Below are 255 nucleotides of genomic sequence, written 5' to 3'. Positions count from 1 at the left end.
GTAACGCGCGAAGTCGATGGCGGTCTTCAGACCATTGATGTGAAGCTTCCAGCCATCGTGACTGTTGATCTTCGTTTGAACCAGCCGCGTTATGCATCGCTGCCAAACATCATGAAGGCCAAGAAGAAGCCGCTTGATGAGAAGTCGCCTGCTGATTTCGGTGCTGACATTGCTCCACGCCTCAAGGTTCTGAAAACTGAAGAACCGGGTGGCCGCAAGGCTGGCGTGAAGGTTGGTTCGGTTGCTGAGCTGGTT

At 53.7% G+C, this 255-nt stretch carries 1 protein-coding gene; it reads left to right on the top strand.

Annotated elements, in window-relative coordinates; all coding sequences use genetic code 11:
* On the top strand, positions 1-255 hold a 255-nt coding region (locus QSJ70_RS27565), incomplete at both ends, for an electron transfer flavoprotein subunit beta/FixA family protein (protein ID WP_502871738.1).

The organism is Brucella sp. NBRC 12950 (assembly GCF_030268145.1).
In the GTDB taxonomy this organism is placed as follows: Bacteria; Pseudomonadota; Alphaproteobacteria; order Rhizobiales; family Rhizobiaceae; genus Brucella.
The sequence above is the reverse complement of the archived record's forward strand: the minus strand, read 5'-3'. Positions and strand labels throughout refer to the sequence as shown.